The 18387-nt window shown below is 69.6% G+C and carries 16 protein-coding genes; 6 read left to right on the forward strand and 10 right to left on the reverse strand.

Annotated features, from left to right (window positions below; all coding sequences use genetic code 11):
- Positions 1-15 precede the first annotated feature (15 nt).
- Positions 16-3054: an NACHT domain-containing protein gene (locus R2B38_RS23290; RefSeq protein WP_318017986.1), complete on the reverse strand. Its 3039-nt coding sequence runs from the start codon at positions 3052-3054 to the stop codon at positions 16-18.
- Between the two features lie 47 nt (positions 3055-3101).
- Complete coding sequence (locus R2B38_RS23295) at positions 3102-3707, reverse strand: HAD family acid phosphatase (protein ID WP_318017987.1); 606 nt, start codon at positions 3705-3707, stop codon at positions 3102-3104.
- Between the two features lie 459 nt (positions 3708-4166).
- On the opposite strand from R2B38_RS23295, the gene R2B38_RS23300 reads away from it, so the two are divergent.
- Positions 4167-4748 (forward strand): M23 family metallopeptidase, encoded by a 582-nt coding sequence (locus R2B38_RS23300; RefSeq protein ID WP_318017988.1) that lies wholly within the window; start codon positions 4167-4169, stop codon positions 4746-4748.
- On the opposite strand, the gene R2B38_RS23305 is transcribed toward R2B38_RS23300, so the two are convergent.
- Positions 4745-5353, reverse strand: a complete 609-nt coding sequence (locus R2B38_RS23305) for a TetR/AcrR family transcriptional regulator (RefSeq protein WP_033286111.1) — start codon at positions 5351-5353, stop codon at positions 4745-4747. The genes R2B38_RS23300 and R2B38_RS23305 overlap by 4 nt on opposite strands.
- A gap of 137 nt (positions 5354-5490) precedes the next feature.
- On the opposite strand from R2B38_RS23305, the gene R2B38_RS23310 reads away from it, so the two are divergent.
- The 4 genes from R2B38_RS23310 to R2B38_RS23325 all read left to right on the forward strand — a co-directional run bounded on the left by R2B38_RS23310 (position 5491) and on the right by R2B38_RS23325 (position 9259).
- A complete protein-coding gene (locus R2B38_RS23310) occupies positions 5491-7098 on the forward strand; it encodes an MDR family MFS transporter (RefSeq protein WP_318017989.1) in 1608 nt (535 codons plus the stop codon).
- Between the two features lie 372 nt (positions 7099-7470).
- Complete coding sequence (locus tag R2B38_RS23315) at positions 7471-7944, forward strand: helix-turn-helix transcriptional regulator (protein WP_318021768.1); 474 nt, start codon at positions 7471-7473, stop codon at positions 7942-7944.
- Positions 7941-8375 carry a VOC family protein gene (locus R2B38_RS23320; RefSeq protein WP_318017990.1) on the forward strand — a complete coding sequence of 145 codons (435 nt, stop codon included), beginning with the start codon at positions 7941-7943 and terminating at the stop codon, positions 8373-8375. The genes R2B38_RS23315 and R2B38_RS23320 overlap by 4 nt, the downstream gene beginning before the upstream one ends.
- Positions 8372-9259 carry a class I SAM-dependent methyltransferase gene (locus R2B38_RS23325; RefSeq protein ID WP_318017991.1) on the forward strand — a complete coding sequence of 296 codons (888 nt, stop codon included), beginning with the start codon at positions 8372-8374 and terminating at the stop codon, positions 9257-9259. The genes R2B38_RS23320 and R2B38_RS23325 overlap by 4 nt, the downstream gene beginning before the upstream one ends.
- Before the next feature lie 300 nt (positions 9260-9559).
- Here R2B38_RS23325 and cseC read toward each other — a convergent pair whose 3' ends face one another.
- From cseC to R2B38_RS23350, 5 genes are all read right to left on the reverse strand, one after another.
- Positions 9560-10903 (reverse strand): two-component system sensor histidine kinase CseC, encoded by a 1344-nt coding sequence (gene cseC / locus R2B38_RS23330; protein ID WP_411978485.1) that lies wholly within the window; start codon positions 10901-10903, stop codon positions 9560-9562.
- Between the two features lie 8 nt (positions 10904-10911).
- The gene (gene cseB, locus R2B38_RS23335) at positions 10912-11619 is read right to left on the reverse strand and encodes a two-component system response regulator CseB (protein WP_033286107.1); all 708 of its coding nucleotides are present in this window, start codon (positions 11617-11619) and stop codon (positions 10912-10914) included.
- A gap of 186 nt (positions 11620-11805) precedes the next feature.
- Entirely contained in the window at positions 11806-12495 is a 690-nt protein-coding gene (locus R2B38_RS23340) for a hypothetical protein (RefSeq protein ID WP_411978486.1), read from the reverse strand.
- Positions 12483-13022, reverse strand: coding sequence for a SigE family RNA polymerase sigma factor (locus tag R2B38_RS23345; RefSeq protein WP_019064956.1), 540 nt, complete (start codon positions 13020-13022; stop codon positions 12483-12485). Before R2B38_RS23345 ends, R2B38_RS23340 begins: the two co-directional genes overlap by 13 nt.
- A gap of 341 nt (positions 13023-13363) precedes the next feature.
- Positions 13364-14293, reverse strand: coding sequence for an A/G-specific adenine glycosylase (locus tag R2B38_RS23350; RefSeq protein WP_318017993.1), 930 nt, complete (start codon positions 14291-14293; stop codon positions 13364-13366).
- Between the two features lie 556 nt (positions 14294-14849).
- On the opposite strand from R2B38_RS23350, the gene R2B38_RS23355 reads away from it, so the two are divergent.
- Entirely contained in the window at positions 14850-15695 is an 846-nt protein-coding gene (locus R2B38_RS23355) for a hypothetical protein (RefSeq protein WP_318017994.1), read from the forward strand.
- A 28-nt stretch (positions 15696-15723) separates the two neighbouring features.
- Here R2B38_RS23355 and disA read toward each other — a convergent pair whose 3' ends face one another.
- On the reverse strand, positions 15724-16782 hold the full coding sequence (disA, locus tag R2B38_RS23360; protein ID WP_318021770.1) for a DNA integrity scanning diadenylate cyclase DisA: 1059 nt from the start codon (positions 16780-16782) through the stop codon (positions 15724-15726).
- A gap of 137 nt (positions 16783-16919) precedes the next feature.
- Positions 16920-18329 carry a DNA repair protein RadA gene (radA, locus tag R2B38_RS23365; RefSeq protein WP_318017995.1) on the reverse strand — a complete coding sequence of 470 codons (1410 nt, stop codon included), beginning with the start codon at positions 18327-18329 and terminating at the stop codon, positions 16920-16922.
- Between the last annotated feature and the right edge of the window lie 58 nt (positions 18330-18387).

An 18387-nucleotide genomic window follows, 5' to 3' on the forward strand; every position in this document is an offset into this window, starting at 1 on the left:
TATTCGGGGCAGGAGTCAGCGGCGGTCGTCGGTCACTTCGGCGGCGCGGAAGAGCGCGGCGTAGCTGTCGAGGGGGATCTTCAGGCCGTACGTCTTGAAGATCACCGTGCGCAGGCCGGGGAGGCGGGAGGCCAAGGTGCGCAGCTGGTCCCAGGTGGCGTCCTGGGCGGGCAGGCGGAGGGTCTCGACGGAGGGGATGACCGGCATCTCCTCCACGGCGTAGCGGTCGAGGGAGGTGTTCAGAACGAGGTTCCGCAGGGCGGGCAGCCGGCCCACGTGCTGCCAGTCCCCGGCCGTCATGGCGCCGTCCGGCCGGCCGAGGCTGAGCGTGGTGAGGGTCGACCACTGATCCAGATCGCTCAGGTCCGTGGAAGCGAGCGTGTACCGGCCCAGGTGCAGGTACTCCAGACGCGCGTCCAGCGGCAGGTGGGCGCGCAGGTGCGGGCTCGGGAGCACCTGGTCCAGGGAGAGGCGGGTGAGTCCGCGCAGGTTCCGCAGGCCCGCCGCTTCGAGGATGCCGTTGAACGTCAGCTCGGTGAGGGGCAGTTCGGACAGCGGATCGAGGGACCGGACAACAGGGCAGTCCTGAAGCAGCAGTGTGTTCAGGGACCGGAAGGCCAGCAGTCCGTCCAGGACCTGGAGACCGAGGTTCCGCTCAAGACCCAGGACAGTGACCGCGTCCGGATCGCCGACGGCGTCGATGATCTCGGCCGGCGAGACCGAACCCTCGATCGTCAGCCCGTGCCAGGGCCGCATCAGCCGCAGCGCCTCCAACTGTTCCCGGGTCGAGCAGCGCAGGAAGAGGTCGTCGTCGCGGCGCAGCCGGTCGAGCACCTCGACCGCGTACTCCCGGGCGTCGAACCGGTCCCACGTGCCCGCGAGTTGACGTCGTACGCCGAGGGACGGGTGCCCGCGGAAGCGGCGCAGGACCGCCAGTGCGCCATCGGGCTCTCCCGTGCCCAGCACCGAGGCGGTGACCGCGACCGCCCTCGCCTCCTCGTCGGTCAGCCCGTCCGGCGCCGGCAGCAGTTCCAGGACCAGCGGTCCCGCGTCCGCCAACGCGAGCGCGTCCTCCGTCGTACGCGGCGGGATCAGCGCGCCCGCCCGCTCCTCGACCTCCGCCCGCACCCCCGGATCCAAAGCCGTCGCATGCTCCAGACACGCCAGTGCGAGCAACGTCAGCCGGGGTTCGTCCCGGGCCAGCAACTGCCGTAGGAGTACGACCCGTTCGCGCGGCCGGGCGTGGGCCACGGCCAAGCGGATGACGTCCTCCCACTGGGTGTCGCCCGCGTGGCTGGTGAGGACGTCCAGGTGGCCCTCCTCGACCGCGTAGCGCGCGCCGAGGTAGTCCTGGAAGGTGCGGTGGACGAAGTCGACGATGCCGTCGGCGGGTTGGCGGAGCAGGCCGCTTCGCAGCAGCAGGTCTCGGAGTACCGTTCCGGCGTCGCCCTGCCCCGCGACCGCGGGCAGGCATCGTTCAACGATTCCCTCCGCCGTCTCCCGGTCCATCTCTGTACGGCCGCTCAACACCAGTGCGTACGCGAGCCGTTGGAGGATCTCCAGCTTGGCCTCCTCGCCCAGTTCCGCTCCCTCCAGCGCACCCATGCCCCGCTCCCGGTCCCGGCGGGCCAGCAGCATCGTCAGGGCGGCGTCGTACAACTCCTTGCGGCCCGTGGGGAGATAGCCCCGGCGTTCGCGGTGGAGGGCGCAGATCAGGCCGCACATCAGGGGGTTGGTGGCGAGCCGTGCCAAGTCCCGTTTCGTGCGCAGGGAGTCCAGGAGTGGGCCCTCGTACTCCGGGGCCTGTGCCGCCGTGTGCCAGCGCTCGACGAAGGTCTTCACCTCGGGGCGGCGCATGGGGGTCAGGGTCAGTTCGCGGAAGCCCTCCCCGGCCAGCCAATCGGGGCGTACCGCCGTGGGTCGGGAGGTCAGGAGCCAGTGGTTTCCTGGGAAGGCTTGGATCAGGGACTGGAGCCAGTCGCGGGTGCGGTGGCGGTCGGCGGACGGGATCTCGTCCAGGCCGTCGACGAGGACCAGGGCGCGGCCGGCGATCAGGACGCGTTCCGTCCAGCCCTCGGGTGGGGTGTGGGGACAGCCGGTGGAGGACAGGAACGCTGCGGGGGACGGGAGTTGGCCGGCTCGGATCAGGGTGCGCAGGGGGAGGACGTACGGGATGCGGTCGCCGTCCCTCGCCGCCGTCACCGCCAGCCACTGCACCAGCGTCGTCTTGCCGGAACCCGCGTCGCCGCGCAGCAGGACGCGGTCGTGCGTCGACAGGGCTTCCTCGGCGGGGAGTTGGACGCTGAAGGCGGCGCCGGGGTGTTCGTCGGGGAGGCGGCGTTCCTCTGTTGCCGTCGCCTCCAGGCTCAGGTACGCGACTTCGAGGGGCCAGCGGTCCGGGGAGTCGCGCAGGTCGATGCCGTAGATGGTGATGTGGTTGTGGCGTTCGGCGATGTAGGGAAGATAACGGCGTTCGAAGGTGCGGTCCTGGGAACCAGGGCGTGGGCTGCGGGCGATCAACTCGTCGACGCGGGCGATCAGTTCGGCTTGCGTCCGGGTCTGTTCCACCAGCGTGCGGGCCACGAACGTGGACCTGCGGGTGAAGAATTCCAGGATCTGGAGGCAGGCCCACTCGGTGGCGTTGCCGAGGAAGTAGCGGGCGTCGGTGGAGAGTCCGGCGGGGGCCGGGGCGCCGTCCTCCAACTGCCTTGCCAGGTCGCGGTGTCCGAGTCGTACGGCCTGGACGTCGTCCATGTCCAGGTCGCCGAGGGCCAGTAGGCGACGGGCCAACGCGTCGGCCACCGCGGGCTGTTCGTCGAGGGGGAAGGGCGCTTCGCCGGGGGAGTCCACCGCCCGCGCGACCAGGTGGGCGGCGAGCTTGTGGACGTCCTTCTCCGTCAGGGTGCGTTTCTCGCCCTTGAAGGAGACGAGGGAGGAGAGGCGGACCGGTCTGTCGACCAGGCCCGCGCCGGGGGCGTCGGGTACGAACAGCTTCTTCAGCAGCGGTGTGATCAGGCCTGACGCCAGCTTGCCACCGAGTACCGCGGGCTCCATCCGCCGCCCCACCCCCGTCGTCGCGCGAACGGACGGAGCCTAACGGCTTACGACAACTGGCCGTCGTAGTCCGGCAGTTTGAAGGTCTTCTCGGCGTGGCCGCCCGACAGGTCGGTGGCGCTGTTGCCGATGTTCGCGATGATCGTGTAGCCCTTGTTCTCGATCGCGGTGCGCTGGGCCGTCTTGTAGTCGGCGACGTCCTTGAAGAGGTCGAAGAGGCCGCGGACGTAGAGGCCGCCGACGTCGTAGCCGTCGTGTTCGAGGTTGTACTCGGTCGGCAGGTAGATGATGCCGGGGCGGGCCGTGACGAAGAACAGCGAAACGCCGTGCTCCTGGGCGTACTTGGCGACCGCGAGGACCGGCTTGTTGGCCGGCTGCGGCCAGCTGAAGCCGAAGTCCGTCTCCAGGGTGGTGTTGTCGATGTCGAAGACGATTGCCTGCTTCTCACCGGGCTTCGTGGCCGCGATGCGCTGCTTGAGGTAGGGCAGGGCCTGGTTCATCACCGTCTGGCAGTCGGTCTGCCAGGTGGCGTAGTCCACCGTGGCGGTGCTTGTCGCCGTCGCGGCCTCCGCGGGGACCGTCAGCGTCGCGAGGGCGGCCGCGGTCACGGCGACTATGGCGGTACGGCGAGCCCAGGGGCGTCGTCTCGTCATGGGGGTGGGGGTTCCTCTCACGTCTGTGCGCTGCCGGGGTGGTGCAGAAGGCATGGTCGCGGGCGCGGGTGGCGTGAGGGGAACCGTAAGGTTACTGAACGGTAGGTGTATAGAGGTCTGCGCCACATTTCCGCGCCCGGCGGCCGCCTCCGCCGGTGACAAGCCGCACAGGCGATTCGGGCCCTACTAGGGGAGATAGTCGCTCGCCCCGATCGCGGCAAAAGGGACTTTTTTCTTGAGATTCATGGAACCGAATGACCGATTTCGCCCTCCAGGGGACTGAATCGGGATGTGTGGGCGCTCTGTCAAGAAGTTGGAAGTTTTGTGGTGAAGTACTAGCTTCCGTCGTAGAAGAGGGGTTTGGGGGTCCTGGGGGTCCGGGGTTACCAATGAACGTGCCATCCGGCGGCCGTCTGTGTGCCGGGTGGTTTTTCTGTCCCCGTCCCCCGTGAGGTTTCGATGTTCCAGCGCGCCACGTCCCGTTCTTCCCGTACGTCTTCGCTCCGCACCCGGGTGGCCGTCCTGGCCGTCGGACTGGGGGCCACCGCCGTGCTGGGGACCGGGGTCGCCAGCGCCGCCTCCTCGACCGTCGCGCCGAAGTCCGTCAGCGCGAAGGTCGCCGCCTCCTGGGTCGACCCGGTGAAGAAGTACACGCTGTCCGCGAGCTTCGCGCAGGCCGGCAGCATGTGGCAGTCCACGCACAGCGGGCAGGACTTCGCCGTGGCCAGCGGCACCAACGTCATGGCCGCGCACGGCGGGACCGTCGTCAAGGCCGGCGGCAACGGCGCCGGTGACGGTGCTGCGTACGGCAACGCCATCGTCATCAAGCACGGCAACGGCACGTACTCCCAGTACGCCCACCTCTCGCGCATCGACGTGAAGGTCGGCCAGGTCGTCAGCACCGGTCAGCACATCGCGCTCTCCGGCAGCACCGGCAACTCCAGCGGCCCCCACCTGCACTTCGAGATCCGTACGACCGCCAACTACGGCTCGGCGATAGACCCGGTCTCGTTCCTGCGCGGCAAGGGTGTCTCCGTCTAGGACCCGTCCCGAGTGGGCTTCGTGCCCGCGTGGGCCTGCGTGATCATGTCGGTGGCGACCTCCAGGACGGCCTTGTGCTTCTCCTCGGGGTCGCCTTCGAGGTCGTGCACCGCGAACATGCCGGCGTGCAGCGTGAAGATCGCGCTGAGGGAGCGGACCTGGTCGACCAAGCTCGCGTCGGGGTCGATCATGATCTCCCGGAGGCCGCGCATCCGCTCCTTGAAGCGCTCGCCGATGCGCAGGTCCCGTACCGTCGCCTGGTTCTCCTGCATGAAGCGGAACAGCGGGGTCGCGCCGTCGAGCGCGTCGCTGTAGCGCCGTACGATCTCCTGCTTGGTCGCCAGGGTGTGCGGCTGGCCGCGGCCCCACTCGATCAGTTCCTCGATCGGCCGGGTCAGGTCCTCGAAGATGCCGACGAGGATCTCTTCCTTGGTCTTGAAGTGGTAGTAGAGCGCCGCCTTCGTGACGTCCAGGTGCTCGGCGATCTCGCGCAGCGAGGTCTTCTCGTAGCCCTGCTCGGCGAAGAGTTCGAGCGCCACGTCCTGGATGCGCTGGCGGGTGTCTCCGCGACGTTGCCGCTTGGTGCCGTCCATGGTGCCGCCCATTCGTCTCATGCTCCAGCAAACTTACTTGACGCCCGGCTAGTTACGGGTCTACTTTCCCTGAGTGTAGTCAACTAGCCGGGCGGCAAGTAAGTAGCCGGACGGTAGCGGTATCAGCGGTATCAAGGGGAGTGGGAAAGATGGCGGACACACAGACGGCCGAGACCGGGCCAGGGGCGCCCGGGCCGGAGGTGGACGGCAAACAGCCGAGGAGCGTGCGGGTGGTCCTGCTCGCGCTGATGATCACGATGATGCTCGCGATGCTCGACAACATGATCGTGGGTACGGCGATGCCGACGATCGTCGGTGAGCTGGGCGGGCTGGAGCACTTGTCGTGGGTCGTCACCGCGTACACGCTCGCCACGGCCAGCTCGACCCCGCTGTGGGGCAAGCTCGGTGACATGTACGGGCGCAAGGGCGCCTTCATGACCTCGATCGTGATCTTCCTGGCCGGTTCCGCGCTGAGCGGTATGGCGCAGGACATGGGGCAGTTGATCGGTTTCCGGGCCATCCAGGGTCTCGGTGCCGGTGGTCTGATGGTCGGCGTCATGGCGATCATCGGCGACCTCATCCCGCCGCGTGAGCGGGGCAAGTACCAGGGCATGATGGCCGGCGTCATGGCGCTCGCGATGATCGGCGGACCGCTGGTCGGCGGCACCATCACCGACAACTGGGGCTGGCGCTGGTCCTTCTACATCAACCTGCCGCTCGGCGTCATCGCGCTCGCCGCGATCAGTGCCGTACTGCACCTCCCGAAGAAGCGGTCGCAGGCGCGGATCGACTACCTGGGTGCCGGGCTGCTGACCGTGGGCATCACCTCGATCGTGCTCGTCACCACGTGGGGCGGTTCGCAGTACGACTGGACGTCCGCGCGGATCATGGAACTGATCGGGCTCGGTGTGGCCGCGCTCGTCGGGTTCGTGTTCTGGCAGACCAAGGCGGCCGAACCGGTCGTACCGCTGCACATCTTCCGCAGCCGGAACTTCACCCTGATGGCCATCATCGGCTTCATCACCGGGTTCGTGATGTTCGGGGCGACGCTGTTCCTGCCGCTGTACCAGCAGTCCGTGCAGGGCGCGTCCGCTACGAACTCCGGGCTGCTGCTTCTGCCGATGCTCGGGGCGATGCTCGTGACCTCGATGGTCGCGGGGCGGGTGACCACCAACACCGGTAAGTACAAGGTGTTTCCGGTCGTCGGCAGTGTGCTGATGGTCGTCGGGCTGTATCTGCTGTCGACCATGGACACCGATACGACCCGGTTCATGTCCGGTGTGTTCATGGCCGTCGTCGGGCTCGGGATGGGCTGCCTGATGCAGATCACCATGCTGGTCGCGCAGAACAGTGTGCAGATGAAGGACATGGGGGTCGCGTCCTCCACGAGCACCCTGTCCCGGACGCTCGGTTCGTCGTTCGGTGTCGCCATCATGGGGGCGCTGTTCAACAACCGGGTGCAGGACGTCATGACCGAGCGGGCGGGGGCGCTGGGGTCCAAGGTGACCGAGCAGTCCGCGACGCTGAACGCGGCGAGTCTGGCGAAGTTGCCGGCGGTGGCGCGGGAGGCGTACCAGCACGCGGTGTCTGCGGGTATCCACTCCGCGTTCCTGCTGGGGGCGGTCGTCGCTGTCGTCGCGTTGGTGGCCGCGGTGTTCGTGAAGGAGGTTCCGCTGAAGGGGGCGGGGCCGACTGCGTCTAAGCCTGGCGAGGAAGCGGGAGCGGTGGCGCCGGCGTCGATCGTCGAGGCCGTGTGATTCGCCGACAGTGAGCTGAAGGTCCCCCGGTTGGTGTCCGCCCCGGGGGGCCTTCTTTGTGTGTGTGGGGGTGCCGGGGCGGGGCGGGTGTTGGGTTGTGCGTTTGGCTGCGGGTCCGTTGCTGGGGGCTGCGCCCCCAGACCCCCATCGGCCCTGAAGGGGCCTCGTCCTCAAACGCCGGACGGGCTGGATTTTGTCGGCCTGGGTTGAGGGGTGCCGGACGGGCTGGATTTGTCGGCCTGGGTTGAGGGGTGCCGGACGGGCTGGATTTTGTCGGCCCGCGGTTGAGGGGTGCCGGCCCCCGGCGCCGTCGGATTCAGCGGCCCGGTGTCGATGTCAGTGCCGCGTGCCACCATCGGGGGCATGGACAAAATGCGGCAGTTGCGTCTTGCCAAGGACGCCATGGATCGCGACTGGGCCGAGCCGGAGCTCGATCTGGGCGTGGTGGCCGCGCATGCCGGGTATTCGCGGTACCACTTCATCCGGGCCTTCAAGGAGGCGTACGGGGAGACGCCCGGGCAGTATCTGACGCATCGGCGGATCGAGCGGGCCGAGGAGATGCTCCGTAGCGCCGATCTGTCGGTCACGGAGATCTGCCATCTGGTCGGGTTCAGCAGCCTCGGGACCTTTTCGGCGCGGTTCAAGGCGCGGACCGGGCTGACGCCGAGTGAGTACCGGGCCAAGCATGTGGGGCGTGGGGCCGCGCTCATCCCCGGGTGTTACGCGATGCTCTGGGCCGGCGGTTTCCCCACCGCAACTTTGAAGAAGCGCCGCGATGCCGGCCCTGCCTACGGTGACGGTGGCCAACAGGAAGCAGCCTCACCCGACAGGAGTGCGGAGTCATGATCCAAGGCTTGGGCATCGCCACCGTGTGGACCTTCGACCAGCAGCGCAGCAAGGCCTTCTTCACCGAGAAACTCGACTTCGAGGTCCGCGACGACATCTCGATGGGAGACATGCGGTGGGTCACTGTCGGCGCCAAGAACCAACCCGGCCTCGCGCTCACCCTGATGAGCCTGGACGGGCCGGGCCTCGACCCCGAGTCCGCCGAGGCGCTGAAGAAGCTGATCAGCAAGGGGATGCTGGGCGCCGGGGCGTTCACCACCGATGACTGCCGCGGTGATCACGCGACCTTCAAAGCGCGCGGGGTCGAGTTCCTCCAGGAGCCGACCGAGCGGCCGTACGGCATCGAGGCGATCTTCCGCGACGACAGCGGCAACTGGTACTCCCTGACCGAACGCAGTGCCGAACTGGACTTCTCGAAGGACTTCGGATGACCCGGGAGCAGCCGGTGACCGAGGTGGCGGAAGTGGCGGAAGTGGCGGAGGTCGAGCCGGATCACACGGCTGTGCGGGTCGCTCTGTGGCGGGCCCTGCACGTTCAGGCCGATCCGCCGCCGCACGTCATCGAGGACGAGGTCGGGCTGCGGCTCGCGGACCCGGGGGAGGAGTGGCGTGCGCGGCCCGACATGGACGTCGAGGCCACGCGGCGTATCCGTGCGTCGATCGTCGCGCGGGCCCGCTTCGTCGAGGACGTCGTGGAGGAGCAGGCCGGGAAGGGTGTGGACCAGTACGTCATCCTCGGCGCCGGTCTCGACACCTTCGCCCAGCGGCGGCCCGAACTCGGCGCGAAACTCCGGGTGTTCGAGGTCGAGCAGCCCGGCACGCAGGCCTGGAAGCGGCGGCGGCTGGCGGAGTTGGGGTACGACGTCCCCGACTGGCTGCGCTTCGTGCCGGTCGACTTCGAGGGCGACTGGTGGGGGCAACTGGCCGCCGCCGGGCTCGACTTGGGGCGGCCCGCCGTCGTGGCCGCGACCGGCGTGACCATGTACCTCACCCTGGACGCGATCACCACCATGTTCCGCCGGGTCGCCGGCCTCGCCCCGGGCTCGACCCTGGTCACCACGTTCCTACGACCCGTGGACGACGTGGAGCCGGAGCAGCGCGCGCAGTTGGAGGTCGCGGTGCGGGGAGCGCGTGCCGCGGGGACACCCTTCCTGAGCTTCTTCACCCCGGAGCAGGTGTTGGCGCTGGGGCGGGAGTGCGGGTTCCGGGAGGTGCGGCACGTGCCGGCCGCCGAGCTAGCCGAGAGGTACTTCGCGGACACGGCGGACGGGGCGATGCCGTCCCGGGGGGAGGAGGTGATGGTGGGGAGCACGTGACGAGCCTCGATCCGGGCCCGATCCCGATCCGGGCCCGATCCCGATCCGGGCCCGATCCCGATCCGGGCCCGATCCCGATCCGGGCCCGATCCCGATCCGGGCCCGATCCCGATCCGGGCCCGACCCCGATCCGGGCCCGACCCCGATCCGGGCCCGACCCCGATCCGCTCCCCTCTCCGCTCCCCTCTCCGCTCCCCTCTCCGCTCCGCTCCGATCCCGTCCCGACGGTCCCACGACCTCACCGCAGCACCCTGGCCAGCCGCCGGAGGCTACGGCAGCACCCCGGTCAACCGCCGGAGGCTACGGCAGCATCGGATAACTCCCCGTACTCGTAGGCGCGTGCTCCGGCAGCCACAGCACCGCCACCGCGCCCTCCGCCGGGATGTGGTCCGGGGCGCCCGCGGGGCGGACGTTGCGGAAGGTCAGGCGGGCGCCGAGGACGCGGGCCTGGCCGGCCGCGATGGTCAGGCCCAGGCCGTGGCCGTGGCCCGCGCGGTCCTTGCTGCCGGTGCGGAAGCGGCTCGGACCCTCCGCGAGGAGTTCCTCGGGGAAGCCGGGGCCGTGGTCGCGGACCCGGATGACCCGGCCCTCGACGGACACCTCGATCGGCGGTTTGCCGTGGCGGGCCGCGTTGGCGAGGAGGTTGAAGAGGACGCGTTCCAGGCGGCGGGGGTCAGTGGTGACCTCCGACTCGTGCACCACGTGCACCACCGCGTCCGGGTCCTTCGCGAGCACCCGGCGGCTCACGAAGTCGCCCAGCATGAGGTCCTGCAACTCGGCCCGCTCGGACGCCCCGTCGAGCCGGGCGACCTCCAACACGTCCTCGACCAGCGTGCGCATCGCCTTCGCGCGGTCCAGGACCAGCTCGGTGGGGCGGCCCGGGGGGAGCAGTTCGGCCGCGGTGAGCAGGCCCGTCACCGGGGTGCGCAGCTCGTGTGCGATGTCCGCCGTGACTCGGCGTTCGGCCTCAAGCCGCTGCTGCAGCGCGTCCGTCATCGCGTCCACCGCACGCGCCAGGTCGTCGGTCTCGTCCCGTACGACACCGCCGATCGCGTCCCGCACCCGTACGTCCGTCTCGCCCTTGGCGACCTGGTTCGCCGCGGCCGCCGCCTTGCGCAGCCGGCGCGAGAGCTGGCCGCCGATCAGGACACCGAGCGCGCTGCCGCCGAGCACGGCCGCGATCGAGCCGATCACCAGGGCCTGGTCGAGGTCCTTGAGGATGTCCGTGCTGCGGTCGGTGAACCCGGTGTGCAGGGACATGACGTGGCCGTCCTTGAGCGGTACGGCCGCCCAGATGTCCGGCACCCCGTGCGGTCGGTCGGTGACGTACGTCGCCCGGCGGCCCTCCGCGACCTTCTCGCGCAGCGCCGGCGGCAGGCTCGGGTCGTCGATCTTGATGCTGGGGAAGTTCGGGCGCCCGGACAGCTCGTAGTTGCGCTGGGCGATCTGGACGCGCTCGTCCGCGAGGTCGCGCGCGTTGTCCAGCATCGAGACCCGCGCCGCGTTGTGCACGACCAGGCTGAGCGCGATCGCGACCAGCGTGCCGACCAGCGCGATGGCCGCGCTGAGCTTCCATCTCAGGCCCGTACGGATGCCCGCTCTGTCCATGAACGACGGGACCCTGCGCCGTGAATTCCCCCGCATACCCCTGCTCAGGCCTTCAACTTGTAGCCGAAGCCGCGGACCGTCTCGATCCGGTCCTGGCCGATCTTCGTCCGCAGCCGCTGCACATGGACGTCCACGACCCGGGTGTCACCGCCCCAGCCGTAGTCCCACACCCGCTCCAGGAGTTTGTCGCGGGACAGGACCGTGCCCGGCGCCGACGAGAACTCCAGCAGCAGCCGCATCTCGGTCGGTGTCAGCGCCACCGGCTGCCCGGCCCGGCGCACCTCCATGCCCTCGGTGTCGATCTCCAGGTCCCCGAAGGTCAGCACCCCGCCGCCTTCCGGGGCCGCCTCCGCGTCCGTCGTACGGTCGCCGCCGCTCGCGTGTCCGAAGCGGCGGAGCACCGCGCGGATGCGGGCTACCAGGACGGCGCCGTCGAAGGGTTTGGTGACGTAGTCGTCGGCCCCTGCTTCAAGGCCCAACACCACGTCGATCGAGTCCGCGCGTGCCGACAGCATGATCACCGGGACCGTCGAGTCGTCCCGGATGCGGCGGCACAGGCTCACCCCGTCCAGGCCCGGGACCATCACGTCCAGCAGGGCGATGTCGGGGCGGTCGGCCCGGAACGCCTCCAGGCCCGACAGGCCGTCGGGCATGGCGGTGACCACGAAGCCGTCCCGCTCCAGGGCGAGTTGGGTGGCCTCGCGGATGACGTCGTCGTCCTCGACGAACAGGACGTGGGTCTGGTCTGCCATCCCGGTGCTCTCAGTCTCGTGTGGGTCGTTCTCATGCATGGGACGCCTGGGGCGGCGTCCGCGTTCACTGAAGCATCGGATCGGGGCGGCCGATCGGTTCAGTTCCGACCGGTTCGGTTCCGATGAAGTTCCGAAAGGCTTCCGGTGGGGCCGGTTCCGATCGGTTCTCTTCCTGTTCCGATCGGTTCAGTTCTTGCTCGGGGTGGGCGAGGCGTCGCCCCCGACCGCGTTGCTGTACTCGTTGTGGGTGCTGTATTCCTGGACGAAACGGCCCGAGGTCCAGCGGTACGTGATCACGTTCTCCCCGGAGGGACTCGACACCGGGTCGCCCTTCTCGTACACCTGCTTGGTGACGACCAGATCGCCGCGGTCTATCTCCGCGTAGACCGGGGGTTCCTCGGCCTTGAACACATTCTCGTACGTCCCGCCCTTGTCGCGATACACGTACGAGCCGATCCCCACGGCATCGCCGCAGGTCATCACGTTGACGACGACGTCGTTCGCGGTGCCGCCGGTCAGGACGCCGTACGACACGTCGACCGCGTACTCGTCGGCGACGCACGGCTTCAGCTCGTGCTTGACCGCCGCCGAGACCTTCGGGTCGTCCATGACGAGCTTGACCGCGTCCACGTGGTCGTCGACGGTCGCGGAGGGCGAGGGGGACTTGGCCTCCGCGACGCCCGCCACCGAGTCGGAGTGCGCCGGGCCCTCGTCACGGGCACCCGTGCCGCCGGTGGCGCAGCCGGACACCAGAAGGGCGAGGGCGGCGAGCACGGCCATCGCCGCGAACGCCGCCTCGAAGCTCCCGCGCACCCTGCTGGGCCCGGGGACACTGCTCAGCCCGGGCCCGGAGGTGTCGTCGCTCAGGCCGCGCAACGCTCCCGCTCCTCACGCTCCAGCGCGCGTGCGTCCAGGTCGCGGGCCTCCAGCTCCTCCCGGAGCCGGGCGAGCGCCCGGTGCAGCGTGCTCTTGACCGTACCGGCCGACATGCCCAGGGCGGCGGCCGTCTCTTCGGTGGACATCTGCTCCCAGTGTCGCAGGACGACCACACTGCGCTGCTTCGGAGCGAGAACTTTCATGATGTCCATAAGAAGCGCCCGGTCCGCGTGCTGTTCGGTCGCGTCGTCGACGCTCGCGTCCGGCAGCTGCTCGGTGGGAACCTCTTCGAGCTTGCGGGCCCGCCACCACTCGGTCCGGGTGTTGATCATGACGCGGCGCAGGTAAGCGTCCGCGAGGCGCTTGTCCTCGATGGTCTCCCAGCGGCCGTACGTCCGTACCAGCGCCGTCTGGAGCAGGTCCTGGGCGTCGACCGGGTCCGGCACCAGCCGGCGGGCGCTGCGCAGCAGCGCGTCCTGTCGGGTGCGGACGTACTCCTCGAATTCGAGCACCTCGCCCTGCGCCATGATCAACCGCCTCCATCCCCGTTTCCGACCCGCCTGCTGCCGGTTGTCCTCTGCTGCTGTCCCGCCGGTCTGCGGTACACAAATGAAGTTACGGAGGGGTTGTCACGGCACTGTGCGGAGCAGCCTGCGGAGAGCGCTCGGCTGTCCGTCGGTTGTGTAACGGAAGTAGGTCCGGGGTAAGGGGGCGGGGTTGTTGGGGTGGGTATGGGGTGATTTGCCTGGCGGGGTGAGGGTGTTGGAGTGTTGCGGGAGCTTGGTGTGGGCTGTGGGGCGGGTCGGGGTGGCGGTCCTGTCTGTGAAGTGACCGTGTGTCAGGTCGTGACGGGGTGTGTCCGGTTGTTTCAGGCGCGGGTCGCGGGGAGTCGGTACATGCCGTCGGGGAGGGGTTCGACGAGGCCGTCGGACACCAGGCCGTCCAGTGCCCTCGCTCGCTGTACCGGCTCGTGCCACACGCGGTCGAGTGCGGACTGGGGGACGGGGGTGTGCGCTTCGCGGAGTACGGCCAGGAGTTTGCCGCGGACCTGGCGGTCCGTGCCCGCGTACGTCTGGCCCTTGCGGGCCGGGCCCTCGTGTTCCGGCTTGCCTGCGAGGTTCCAGGCGCACTGGGCGGAGATGGGGCAGCGGTGGCACGTCTCGTTCTTCGCGGTGCAGACGAGTGCGCCGAGCTCCATGGAGGCCGCGGCCCAACGGGCTGCTGTTTCCTCATCCTGGGGGAGGAGCGCGCGGGCCAGCTTGCGTTCGGCCGCGGTGGTGGCGTTCGGGGGGTACTGGGTGCCGGTGACGGCGCGGGCGAAGACCCGGCGGACGTTGGTGTCGAGTACGGCGTGGCGCTGGCCGTAGGCGAAGGACGCGACGGCGGCCGCCGTGTACTCGCCGATGCCGGGGAGGGCGAGGAGCTGGGCGTGGTCGGTGGGGACGTCGCCGCCGTGGCGTTCCGTTATGGCGGTGGCGGCGCCATGGAGGCGCAGCGCGCGGCGGGGGTAGCCGAGGCGGCCCCAGGCGCGGACGGCTTCGCCGGGGGCGTCCTGGGCGAGGTCGGCGGGGCGGGGCCAGCGGGCGAGCCACTGTTCGTAGACCGGGAGGACGCGGTTGACCGGGGTCTGCTGGAGCATGAACTCGCTGACCATCACGCCCCAGGGGCCGGCGTCGGGGTGGCGCCAGGGGAGGTCGCGGGCGTTGTCCTCGAACCAGTCGATGACCGGGGTGTGGAGGTGGGCGCCGTCCGGTGTGGTCGCGGACGTTGTGTGCGGGGGTTTCGTGGGCGCAGTCATGGCGTTCCGATCCTGCCACGGTTGGCGGGCGGGTCGGGGTCGTGGCGGTACGGCGAGCCCGCCGCTTGCGGGGCCCTTCGGTTTTGCCACCGCGGTTGAGGGGGTTGGTGCCGGGTACGCGGCGGGCTGCGCCGTACCGCCACGACCCGCTCCCGTCTCGTCGGCGGCCGCGGGCTCGTGGGTCGTTGCGAGTTCCGCCCGCGTGGTTCTGGGGGCGTGCCTCGGTACACCGGTGCGGCCGTGTGGGCGGGTGGGTGGTGGGCTGCGCCGTACCGCCATGTCCCGCTTCCGTTGTGTTGGCGGCCGCGGGCTCGTGGGTCGTTGCGAGTTCCGCCCGCGTGGTTCTGGGGGCGTGCCCCGGTACACCGGTGCGGCCGTGTGGGTTGTGGGATGCGCCGTACCGCCATGTCCCGCTCCCGTTGTGGTGGCGGCTGCCGGTCCGTGGTCCATCCCGGGCCATTCCAGGCGGGGTTGCCGGAATGATGATCCGGAAAAGTTGGGGCTGGGGCGGCGGGTGGGGCGAGGTAACTCGCCGATCTCTCGTACAGTTTGCGCCGTGGGATCACTGCGCAATCCGGTCGGGCCGCTTCCCTCCTCCATCTATTGGCGACGGAGGGTCCTCATGGTGTCCGTGGTCGCCTTGTTGGCGCTGCTGATCACCTGGATCGTCAACTCCGGTGGCGGGGGCGGCAAGAACGGTGCGGATGGGTCCAAGAACGGAAAGACTCCCGCTCCTACGATCACTGCCGGGCCGTCGGGATCTGGTCCCGCCATCAGTCAACACCCGGGCGGACGTGATGACTCGGGGGGCGGGAACAGCGGAAGCTCCGGTGGGGCGAGCGGGTCGAGTGGGGCGAGTGGGTCGACCGGTGGGGGCTCTGGGTCGGATTCCGGCTCCGGCTCCGGCTCCGGCTCCGGTGGGTCCGGTGCCGGATCAGGTGGTAGTGGGTCCAACGGCGGTAGTAGTACGGGGACTACGGTTCCTGCCGACTCGACGCTTCCCAACTGCACCGCCGGCGCTGTGCAGTTGAGTCTGCGGAGTCTTCACAACTCGTACTCGCCGGATCAGACGCCCACGTTCGTGCTCACCGCCAAGAACTCCTCCGGCAGTGACTGCAAGGTTGATCTCGGGCCCAAGAGTGCCGTGTTGAGCATTACGGAGGCCGGGAGCAGTGCTGACTTCTGGTCGTCCGCCGACTGCCCGAAGAGTGCCGGGAGTGTCTTCTATCGGGTGTCCGCCGGAAGCAGCGTCACGTACACCCTGAAGTGGGACCGCAAGCCGAGCGCGCCCGAGTGCGCTACTCCGGCCGCTGGTTCGGCCGGGGCCGGGACCTATCTGGTGGAGGCGCAGGCCTCCGGGTTCGCCAAGGCGCAGACCTCGTTCGTTCTGGCCAGTGACTAGGGGCAGTTGGGGTCAGTAGGCGGCTGGGTTATACGTAGCGTTCCAGGATCGAGGACTCCGCCAGGCGGGAGAGGCCCTCACGGACGCTGCGTGCCCTTGCCTCGCCTACGCCGTCCACTGTCTGGAGGTCGTCGACGCTGGCTGCCAGGAGTTTCTGGAGGCCGCCGAAGTGTTCCACCAGGCGGTCGATGATCGCGCCGGGGAGGCGCGGGACCTTGGCCAGGAGGCGGAAGCCTCGGGGGGAGACCGCCGAGTCGAGGGCCTCGGGGGAGCCGGTGTAGCCCAACGCGCGGGCCACGGTGGGGAGTTCGAGGAGTTCCGCGTGGGAGAGGGCGTCCAGTTCGGCCAGGGCTTCGGTCACCGTGCGGGAGCGTTTGGCCGTGGGCTCGGGGACGTAGTCGCGTACTACCAGTTCGCGTTCCGGCTCCACGCCTGCGATCAACTCCTCCAGCTGGAGGGCGAGTAGGCGGCCGTCCGTGCCGAGCTCTACGACGTATTCGGCGATCTCGGTCGCGATCAGGCGGACCATTTCAAGGCGTTGGACCACTGCCGATACGTCTCGGACCGTCACCAGGTCCTCGATCTCCAGGGCCGAGAGCGTTCCCGCCACCTCGTCCAGGCGGAGCTTGTAGCGCTCCAGGGTGGCGAGGGCCTGGTTGGCTCGGGACAGGATTGCCGCCGAGTCCTCCAGTACGCGGCGTTGGCCGTCTACGTAGAGGGCGATCAGGCGCATGGACTGGGAGACGGAGACCACCGGGTAGGCGACCTGCTTGCTGACCCGGTCCGCCGTGCGGTGGCGGGTGCCTGTCTCTTCGGTGGGGATGTTGGGGTCCGGGACCAGTTGGACGCCCGCTCGGAGGATCTTCGAGAGGTCGGACGACACTACGATGCCGCCGTCCAGTTTGCAGAGTTCCCGTAGGCGCGTGGCCGTGAACTCGACGTCCAGGATGAAACCGCCTGTGCACATCGCTTCTACGGTCTTGTCGGAGCCGAGCACGATGAGGCCGCCCGTGTTGCCGCGGAGGATGCGTTCCAGGCCGTCGCGCAGGGCCGTGCCGGGGGCAACGGCGCTCAGTGAGGCGCGCATCAGGCCATCGCCGCCGGACTTTCCGGGAGCTGACGCCCGGTCGTTGGCTGCCACTGCACTCCTCCGGTCGCAGGTGTTTCCGGTGCTCCCGTTTCCGCACACTCTCTTCGTACGGACGGGCGAGACCAGGGCAAAGTCTACCGGCGGTCCTCGGCGTCCCGTGGGGCCTCTCGCTTACGGGACCTTGGAAGGACCCGGAGAGCGTCTCCTATGTCGGCTACTTCGATGACCTTCATGCCTGCTGGGATCTTGCCCGGGTCGCTCGGGACGAGTGCGTGGGTGAAGCCCAGGCGGTGTGCTTCGGAGAGTCTGCGCTGGACGCCTGTGACCCTTCTGACCTCGCCCGCGAGGCCTACTTCGCCGATCGCCACCAGGTTCTTGGGGAGGGGGGTGTCGCTCGCCGCGGAGGCCAGGGCGAGGGCGATGGCCAGATCTGCTGCCGGTTCGGTGAGTTTTACTCCGCCCACCGTTGCGGAGTAGATGTCTCGCTTGCCCAGGGCGCTGATCTTGCCGCGTTGTTCCAGGACCGCCAGCATCATCGAGACCCGGGATGTCTCCAGGCCCGAGGTGGTGCGGCGGGGGGAGGGGATCTGGGAGTCCACCGTGAGGGCCTGGACCTCGGCCACCAAGGGGCGGCGGCCCTCCAGGGTGACGGTCAGGCAGGTGCCGGGGACCGGCTCCGCGCGGCGGGTCAGGAACAGGCCGCTCGGGTCGGCCAGGCCGGTGATGCCCTCGTCGTGGAGCTCGAAGCAGCCGACCTCGTCCGTCGTGCCGTAGCGGTTCTTGACGCCCCGTACGAGGCGCAGGCGTGCGTGGCGGTCGCCCTCGAAGGAGAGGACCACGTCCACCAGGTGCTCCAGGAGGCGGGGGCCCGCGATCGCGCCGTCCTTGGTGACGTGGCCTACGAGGAGCGTGGACATGCCTCGTTCCTTGGAGGCGCGGATCAGGGCGCCGGCCACCTCGCGGACCTGGGCCATGCCGCCGGGGGCGCCGTCGATCTCCGGGGAGGCCACCGTCTGGACGGAGTCCAGGATGAGGAGGGAGGGCTTCACCGCGTCCAAGTGGCCCAGGATCGTGGCCAGATCGGTCTCGGCGGCGAGGTAGAGGTGGTCGTCGATCGCCTTGATGCGGTCGGCGCGCAGGCGGACCTGGCTCGCCGACTCCTCGCCGGTCACGTAGAGCGTGCGGTGCTCCTCGCTCGCCGACTTCGCCGCCACGTCGAGGAGGAGGGTCGACTTGCCCACGCCCGGTTCGCCCGCTACGAGGACCACCGCTCCGGGGACCAGGCCGCCGCCGAGGACCCGGTCCAGCTCGGGGACGCCGGTCGAGCGGGCGGTGGCCGTGCGGCCGTCGACCTGGCCGATCGGTACCGCGGAGGTGGTGACGCGGCCCGGGGACGTCGTCCGGACCGCGGGCGCGCCGTACTCCTCGACCGTGCCCCAGGCCTGGCACTCGGAGCAGCGGCCGAGCCACTTGGCCGTCTGCCAGCCGCACTCGGTGCAGCGGTAGGACGGTCGGTCCTTGGTGGTCTTGGTACGGGCAGCCATGCGTGAACCGTAACCGCCGCCACTGACAACGCGGTCGGCGGACGGGCCGCGCCCCTTC

The organism is Streptomyces sp. N50 (assembly GCF_033335955.1).
Lineage (GTDB): Bacteria > Actinomycetota > Actinomycetes > Streptomycetales > Streptomycetaceae > Streptomyces.

What these genes read in the sequence shown, in the direction of transcription:
- R2B38_RS23290 (WP_318017986.1), bottom strand. Translation starts at nt 3,054, where the DNA reads ATGGAGCCCGCGGTACTCGGTGGCAAGCTGGCGTCAGGCCTGATCACA.
- R2B38_RS23295 (WP_318017987.1), bottom strand. Translation starts at nt 3,707, where the DNA reads ATGACGAGACGACGCCCCTGGGCTCGCCGTACCGCCATAGTCGCCGTG.
- R2B38_RS23300 (WP_318017988.1), top strand. Translation starts at nt 4,167, where the DNA reads ATGTTCCAGCGCGCCACGTCCCGTTCTTCCCGTACGTCTTCGCTCCGC.
- R2B38_RS23305 (WP_033286111.1), bottom strand. Translation starts at nt 5,353, where the DNA reads ATGGGCGGCACCATGGACGGCACCAAGCGGCAACGTCGCGGAGACACC.
- R2B38_RS23310 (WP_318017989.1), top strand. Translation starts at nt 5,491, where the DNA reads ATGGCGGACACACAGACGGCCGAGACCGGGCCAGGGGCGCCCGGGCCG.
- R2B38_RS23315 (WP_318021768.1), top strand. Translation starts at nt 7,471, where the DNA reads ATGCGGCAGTTGCGTCTTGCCAAGGACGCCATGGATCGCGACTGGGCC.
- R2B38_RS23320 (WP_318017990.1), top strand. Translation starts at nt 7,941, where the DNA reads ATGATCCAAGGCTTGGGCATCGCCACCGTGTGGACCTTCGACCAGCAG.
- R2B38_RS23325 (WP_318017991.1), top strand. Translation starts at nt 8,372, where the DNA reads ATGACCCGGGAGCAGCCGGTGACCGAGGTGGCGGAAGTGGCGGAAGTG.
- cseC (WP_411978485.1), bottom strand. Translation starts at nt 10,903, where the DNA reads ATGCGGGGGAATTCACGGCGCAGGGTCCCGTCGTTCATGGACAGAGCG.
- cseB (WP_033286107.1), bottom strand. Translation starts at nt 11,619, where the DNA reads ATGGCAGACCAGACCCACGTCCTGTTCGTCGAGGACGACGACGTCATC.
- R2B38_RS23345 (WP_019064956.1), bottom strand. Translation starts at nt 13,022, where the DNA reads ATGGCGCAGGGCGAGGTGCTCGAATTCGAGGAGTACGTCCGCACCCGA.
- R2B38_RS23350 (WP_318017993.1), bottom strand. Translation starts at nt 14,293, where the DNA reads ATGACTGCGCCCACGAAACCCCCGCACACAACGTCCGCGACCACACCG.
- disA (WP_318021770.1), bottom strand. Translation starts at nt 16,782, where the DNA reads ATGCGCGCCTCACTGAGCGCCGTTGCCCCCGGCACGGCCCTGCGCGAC.
- radA (WP_318017995.1), bottom strand. Translation starts at nt 18,329, where the DNA reads ATGGCTGCCCGTACCAAGACCACCAAGGACCGACCGTCCTACCGCTGC.